This window comes from Pseudomonas agronomica, from assembly GCF_025917275.1.
Taxonomy (GTDB): domain Bacteria; phylum Pseudomonadota; class Gammaproteobacteria; order Pseudomonadales; family Pseudomonadaceae; genus Aquipseudomonas; species Aquipseudomonas agronomica.
In genome coordinates, this window is the sequence record NZ_JAOSHO010000281.1 from 1 (window position 1) to 6,630 (window position 6,630).

5 protein-coding genes and 1 pseudogene are annotated in these 6,630 nt (G+C 60.1%); 2 read left to right on the forward strand and 4 right to left on the reverse strand.

Annotated elements, in window-relative coordinates:
• Together zwf and gnd are read right to left on the reverse strand one after the other, a co-directional pair.
• Positions 1-1,304, reverse strand: a pseudogene (zwf, locus tag OC610_RS18265) (glucose-6-phosphate dehydrogenase); the annotation flags it as partial.
• A complete protein-coding gene (gnd, locus tag OC610_RS18270) occupies positions 1,301-2,305 on the reverse strand; it encodes a phosphogluconate dehydrogenase (NAD(+)-dependent, decarboxylating) (protein WP_264429609.1) in 1,005 nt (334 codons plus the stop codon). The pseudogene zwf and the gene gnd, both read right to left, overlap by 4 nt.
• A gap of 251 nt (positions 2,306-2,556) precedes the next feature.
• Here gnd and OC610_RS18275 point away from each other — a divergent pair, with 251 nt between their 5' ends.
• The gene (locus OC610_RS18275) at positions 2,557-2,730 is read left to right on the forward strand and encodes a DUF6026 family protein (protein ID WP_187293371.1); all 174 of its coding nucleotides are present in this window, start codon (positions 2,557-2,559) and stop codon (positions 2,728-2,730) included.
• A 370-nt stretch (positions 2,731-3,100) separates the two neighbouring features.
• The gene (locus OC610_RS18280) at positions 3,101-4,840 is read left to right on the forward strand and encodes a phosphoethanolamine transferase CptA (protein ID WP_264429605.1); all 1,740 of its coding nucleotides are present in this window, start codon (positions 3,101-3,103) and stop codon (positions 4,838-4,840) included.
• A 24-nt stretch (positions 4,841-4,864) separates the two neighbouring features.
• On the opposite strand, the gene OC610_RS18285 is transcribed toward OC610_RS18280, so the two are convergent.
• A complete protein-coding gene (locus OC610_RS18285; RefSeq protein ID WP_264429606.1) occupies positions 4,865-5,359 on the reverse strand; it encodes a GNAT family N-acetyltransferase in 495 nt (164 codons plus the stop codon).
• 56 nt (positions 5,360-5,415) lie between these two features.
• Positions 5,416-6,537, reverse strand: coding sequence for a cell division protein ZapE (gene zapE / locus OC610_RS18290; RefSeq protein ID WP_264429607.1), 1,122 nt, complete (start codon positions 6,535-6,537; stop codon positions 5,416-5,418).
• Between the last annotated feature and the right edge of the window lie 93 nt (positions 6,538-6,630).

Consider the following 6,630-nt stretch of genomic DNA (forward strand, 5'->3'; position numbering starts at 1 on the left):
CGGCACGCTGGAACAACGTCTGGTCGCCCGTCAGGCAATCGTAGATCAGGGTTTCGTAACCCGTTGACGGCTGCATTTCGAAGAAATCCTTATAGGCAAAACCCAATTCAATATTGGCCATGTCGAGGGCCGGCCCGGGCCGCTTGGCCAGCAGGTCGAACCACATGCCTTCGTTGGGCTGGATCTGGATTCTCAGGTACGTAGGTTGCAATTCGTCGACTTCGGTGTCGCGAAACTGCGCGTAAGGCGCCGGTTTGAAGCAGATGACGATTTCCGTGTCGCGCACGCTCATGCGCTTGCCGGTGCGCAGGTAGAACGGCACGCCGACCCACCGCCAGTTATCGATCATGACCTTGAGGGCGACGTAGGTTTCGGTGCTGCTGTCGGCTGCGACGTTGGTCTCCTCGCGGTAACCTTTGACCGCGTTGCCGCCGACTTCCCCCGCCGTGTACTGGCCACGAACCGAATTGGCGCGGGCCTGCTCCACCGACCAGGGGCGGATCGCCCCGACCACCTTGGCCTTCTCGCCACGCACTGCGTCAGCGCCGAACGCCGCGGGAGGCTCCATCGCCACCATCGCCAGCAGTTGGAACAAGTGGTTGGGCACCATGTCCCGCAGGGCGCCGGTGTGCTCATAAAAACTGCCACGGGTTTCCACGCCAACGGTTTCAGCGGCGGTAATCTGCACGTGATCGATGTAGTGATTGTTCCAGAACGCCTCGAACAGGCTGTTGGAGAAACGGCTGACCAGAATGTTCTGCACCGTCTCCTTGCCCAGGTAATGGTCGATCCGATAGATCTGTTTCTCGCTCATGACTTTGAGCAGGCAGGCATTGAGCGCCTCGGCGGTTTGCAGGTCGGAGCCGAACGGCTTCTCGATCACCACGCGGCGGAAGGCGTCATCCTGCTCCTGAAGCAGCCCGGCCGCGCCACGTTTTTTCAGTGAAGTGGTTCGCCGCCAGCGCCTGGTAGGTACTGTCATCGAGAAAATCACCCTGGACGTAACCGATGCCCTGGGCCAACTTGGCCCACAGCGCGGGGTCGAGCGCGCGATCAGGATCGCCGCCCTTGCCCTGCGCCTCGTTGCGGATGAAATCCTCGAGTTTTTTCGCAAAATCCACATCGCTGATGGCGTTGTGGTCGACACCGATGATCTGCAGGCCATCGCCCAGCAGCCCGTCACGACTGAGGTGGTAAAGCGCCGGCATGAGCAAGCGCTTGACCAGATCCCCATGGGCACCGAACAGGAACAGTGTGGTCGGTGGCGCGGGTTCTGCCTTGGATTTCCTGCCGATCGAAGTCATTTTTTCGGCGTCTCCACGTGGCCACCGAAGCCGAAGCGCATCGCCGACAACATCTTGTCACCATACGTGGCCTGCTGACGGGAGCGGAAACGCGCGAACAGCGAACTGGACAGCACTGGCACCGGCACCGCTTGTTCGATGGCTGCCTCGATCGTCCAGCGCCCTTCCCCGCTGTCGGCGACTTCGCCGGAGAAACCATCCAGCTTCGGATCGCTGGCCAGCGCATCGGCGGTCAGGTCCAGCAGCCAGGACGAAACCACGCTGCCACGCCGCCAGACTTCGGCGATATCGGCTACGTTCAGGTCGAAACGCTGCTCGGGCGGCAGGCTTTCGCTGGCCTTGGTCTTGAGGATGTCGAAGCCCTCGGCGAAGGCCTGCATCATGCCGTATTCGATACCGTTATGGATCATCTTCACAAAATGCCCGGCACCCGCCGGACCGGCATGGATGTATCCGCGTTCGGCGCGATCGTCATCGGACTTGCGGTCGCGGGTGCGTGGGATATCGCCCATGCCCGGCGCCAGGCTGGCGAACAACGGGTCCAGGCGACGGACCACCTCGGCGTCCCCGCCGATCATCATGCAGTAGCCGCGCTCAAGGCCCCAGACGCCGCCGGAGGTGCCGACATCAAGGTAGGTCAGGCCTTTTTCCGACAGCGCCTGGGCACGACGGATGTCGTCCTTGTAATACGTATTGCCGCCATCGATGATCACATCGCCCGGCTCGAGCAGCGCGCTCAACGCGTTGATGGTGTCTTCCGTAGGCGCGCCGGCAGGCAGCATGACCCAGACGGCCCGTGGCTTCTCCAGGCCGGCGACCAACGCCGGCAGGTCCGCGACGCCCGTTGCGCCTTCCTGGCTCAGGTTTTCGACGAAAGCGGCATTGCGGTCATACACGACGGTGGTGTGCCCATTGAGCATCAGGCGCCGCGCAATATTGCCGCCCATGCGGCCCAGTCCAATGATCCCGAGTTGCATGTGCTGATGCTCCCTACTACAAATAAAGGTGTGTCAAAGGTTTAGCTCAAGTGACTTGTGGAGGTTAGTCCAGAGCATTGCAGCATAGTTTCCGGGTAAATCGCCCGATCACAAAGGATTACGTTCAAAAACCAGCCGAAGACACGACGACCATGAAAAATAAAAAAGTTCCATTCACGAGCAAAAGTATTCAGAATCGGCGCCGATAAAGAGGTGTCGACCAAAAAAACTGGCGACATCTCTCTAGTTGATGTACGCCATTTGCGAGGTGAGCAATGGGCCCAGTCGTTACCGCACGTCCTCCCCAAACCCTTTACGTGACCATTCGTCGCGACGAATTACGCCTGCTGAAAGAAGAGCGTGATCTGCTGCTTGATGAAGTGACGCAGTTGCGCTTGCAGTTGCAACACGCACAGCTTCCTTACCAGGGCCAGGCTTTGGCTCGCTGAACCTGTCCCCAGGCAAGGCACTCGAGGTGACACCGGGCAAGCCGGTGTCACTTTAAAAAACACCACCCACCTTTCGTTACGAGAGAGCGCTCTCCCACTCGGCCCCCTGTAGGAGCTGCCGAGCGAAGCGAGGCTGCGATCTTTTTCCAAACACCTGAATCCCAAGCGAAAATCAAAGATCGCAGGCTCCGCCAGCTCCTACACAGCCCAGCGGGAGCAAGCTTCCTCGCCACAAGCCGTTCGTAACCAAAAAACTCACAAAGTTTTCACACCTTCCCCCTGATACTCCCGCGCACTGAATTGTTTCGATGAATGCCCGCGAGCACCAATCCGGCGCCAGCAGCTTCATCGGTAAAGGCTGGAGCGCTTGATGAGTGTGTTCAAACGCAGCAAAACGACTGCGAAAGGTTTCGACTGGGCCGGGCTCGGCTGGCTGTTTCTATTCTTCTGGTACTTTTCCGGAATCACCCAATTACTCATCCTGCTGAGCGATACCTCCGGTTTTACCGGGTTTCGCCAAGCCTTCGTGATGAGTGCCCTGTGGCTGGCGCCCATGCTGCTCTTTCCGGCCCGCACGCGCTTGCTCGCCGCAGTGATCGGTTTCGTGCTGTGGGCATGCTCCATGGCCAGCCTGGGCTACTTCTTCATTTACCAGCAGGAATTCTCCCAAAGCGTCATCTTCATCATGTTCGAATCGAACGTGGCCGAAGCGGGCGAATACATGACCCAGTACTTTGCCTGGTGGATGGTGCCGGCGTTCCTCGCCCACACGCTGGTGGGCTATTTCCTCTGGACCCGGCTGCGCCCGGTTTATCTGCCGCAAGGCCAGGCAGTGGTCGCCGCCGCCGTGATCGTGGTCGCCGTGGTGGGTTACCCATTGATCAAGCAAACCCAGCGCACCGGCACCCTCGCCGGCGGCCTGGAGAAATTCGAAGATCGCATCGAGCCGGCCGTTCCGTGGCAGATGGTGGTGGCGTACCGTCGTTACACTGAGCAGTTGGAGAACATGCAAGGCATGCTTCACAGCGCCAGCACCATCGCACCCCTGAGCAACCTCAAGGACACCATGGCCAACCAGCCCGCAACGCTGGTGCTGGTGATTGGTGAGTCCACCAACCGCCAGCGGATGAGCCTCTACGGCTACCCGAGGGAAACCACGCCGGAACTGGACAAGCTCAAGGACCAGCTCGCGGTGTTCGACAATGTCATCACCCCGCGCCCCTACACCATCGAAGCGCTGCAACAGGTGTTGACGTTCGCCGATGAGGAAAACCCGGACCTCTACCTCAGCACGCCGTCGTTGGTGAGCATGATGAAGCAGGCCGGCTACAAGACCTTCTGGATCACCAACCAGCAAACCATGACCAAGCGCAACACCATGCTCACGACCTTCTCACAGCAGGCCGACGAGCAGGTGTACCTGAACAACAACCGCAACCAGAATGCCGCCCAGTACGATGGCGATGTGATCGAGCCGTTCAACAAGGCACTGACCGATACCGCGCCGCGCAAGCTGATCGTGGTGCACCTGCTCGGCACGCACATGAGCTATCAGTACCGTTATCCGCCGACCTTCGACAAGTTCACTGACCGCCAAGGCGTACCGGCAGGCGTGCGTGACGACCAGGTCCCGACCTACAACAGCTACGATAACGCGGTGCTGTACAACGACTTCGTGGTGTCCAGCCTCATCAAGGACTACGCCAAGACCGATCCCAACGGTTTCCTGCTGTACCTGTCGGATCACGGCGAAGACGTATTCGATTCGCCGGGGCATGAGACCCTGGGGCGCAACGAGGGCAAGCCGACCGCGCCGATGTACACCATTCCATTCATGGCCTGGGCCTCGCCGAAATGGCGCGAAACCCATGACTGGAACCTCGCCGGCGACCTGACGCGCCCTTACAGCAGCTCGCACTTGATCCACACCTGGGCGGACATGGCCGGCTTGAGCTTCGACGAACTGGACCGCAGCAAAAGCCTGATCAGCAATGCCTTCACGGCCAGGCCACTGTTGATCGGCGACCCGTATCAAAGCCAGCACAAGGCATTGATCGACTTCAGCCTCATGAAACCCAAGGGGCCGGCGGGACAGGTCGTGCAGAAGTAATCAGAGCCGGATTGAAGCCCGCTGTTACAGGGGCTTGATCCAGAACTGCATGATGCCGTGGGCCGGGTCGAACATGCCGGCAGCAAATCCGAACTTGGCGTAACTGGCCTGGGCCACGGCATTGCCTTCCAGCACCTCCAGTGTGATCTTGCAGCACCCGCGCTGGCGTGCGATGTCCTCGACCTTCTGCAGCATTTTCTGACTCAAGCCCAGCCCGCGAAACGCCGGCATCACGGCAACGTCATGGACGTTCACCAAAGGGCGGCAGGCAAAGGTCGAAAAGCCTTCGAAGCAGTTGACCAATCCCGCCGGTTCGCCATTGACGAACGCCAGCACGCTGAAGGCATGGGCGCGCTTGGCCAGCTCTTCAGGCAGATGTGCAAGTACCTCGGCCGGCAGCGAATGCCCTCCTCCCATCGGATCTTCGGCGTAGCCATTGAGTACGTGGCAGATCGCTTCCGCATGGACGGGATTGGTGTAGCTGGCTTGCAGTACAAGGATGTCCTTGGCTTCTTCCATGATTCTTCCATCTCGTTTCGATAAGGCCGGCGGCTTGGTCGCCGGCAGGGTTCAGGTCAGGCGAACTGACCGAAACGTTGCAATTGCATTTCCTGGAGGCGACTGAGGGTACGGCGAAACGGGAATTGCAGATAGCCCTCGGTGTACAACTGGTCCATCGGCACCTCGGCCGACAGGTACAACGGCACTTTGCGGTCATAACATTCATCGACCAGTGCAATGAACCGCCGCACGCCGTTGTCGTGAACCGACAACTGCGGCAGTTCGCGATCGCCGGCCTCGACCCGCTCGATCCCGTCTTCGGTGCCACGGGCAATGCGCCCTTCGCGCTGCTCGGCGCTCAAACTGGGCACATCACTGAGCAGGATCGCCTTGAAACGATCGCACAGCGCCATGAAATCCACCGCCGAAAATGGCTTCTCGCACAGGTCCGCGTAGCGACTCCAAAGCACCGTGTCGCTGGCCTGGACCGGCACGACCAGGCGATGGCCCACCTCAACCGGCGCGCTGCTCAACGCCTGCCCCGTGCTCAACCGGGCAAACACATCCGCCAGCGGATCGACCTGGCCAGGATCGCGCACCCAATAGCGTTGTTGCAGGGTACCCGGATGCTGGCGATGGTCCTGCCAGCCATTCACGGGAACGACCTGCATGTACTGCTTGATCGCGGCAATGGTGGGCAAGAACCGCTCACGGTTGTGGCCGTTGGCGTAGAGCTCGTCAGGCGGCAGGTTGGACGTGCTGACCACGACCATGCCCAACTCGAACATCACCTGGAAGAGGCGACTCAGGATGATGGCGTCGCCAATGTCCGTGACGAACAACTCGTCGAAACACAGCACTCGCACCTCGCGACTCAACTCGCGGGCCAAGGCCTGCAACGGGTCAGGCGTGCCGGTGAGCTGGAATGAGCGCTGGTGCACCCAGGCCATGAAATGGTGGAAGTGCTGGCGACGGGCCGGAACCTCGAGGCTTTCGTAGAAGCGATCCATGAGCCAGGTCTTGCCGCGCCCAACCGGCCCCCAGAGATATACACCCTTGATCGGCTTGCGGCCTTCATGCAATGCCTTGTGGCACTGCTCCAAGGCCATGATGGCCAGCTCCTGGGCTTCATCCTGGACGAAGCCGTGATGTTCGATGGCATGCTGCCAAGCGCTCAAGGGGGATTTGAAAATCATGCGACCCGGGTCCGGAAGGCGAAGGGGGCGAGTATGCCATGCTGCGCAACCCGGTGAGTGTTTCGCTGCCTATGGTTCACCCCAAACCTTGTG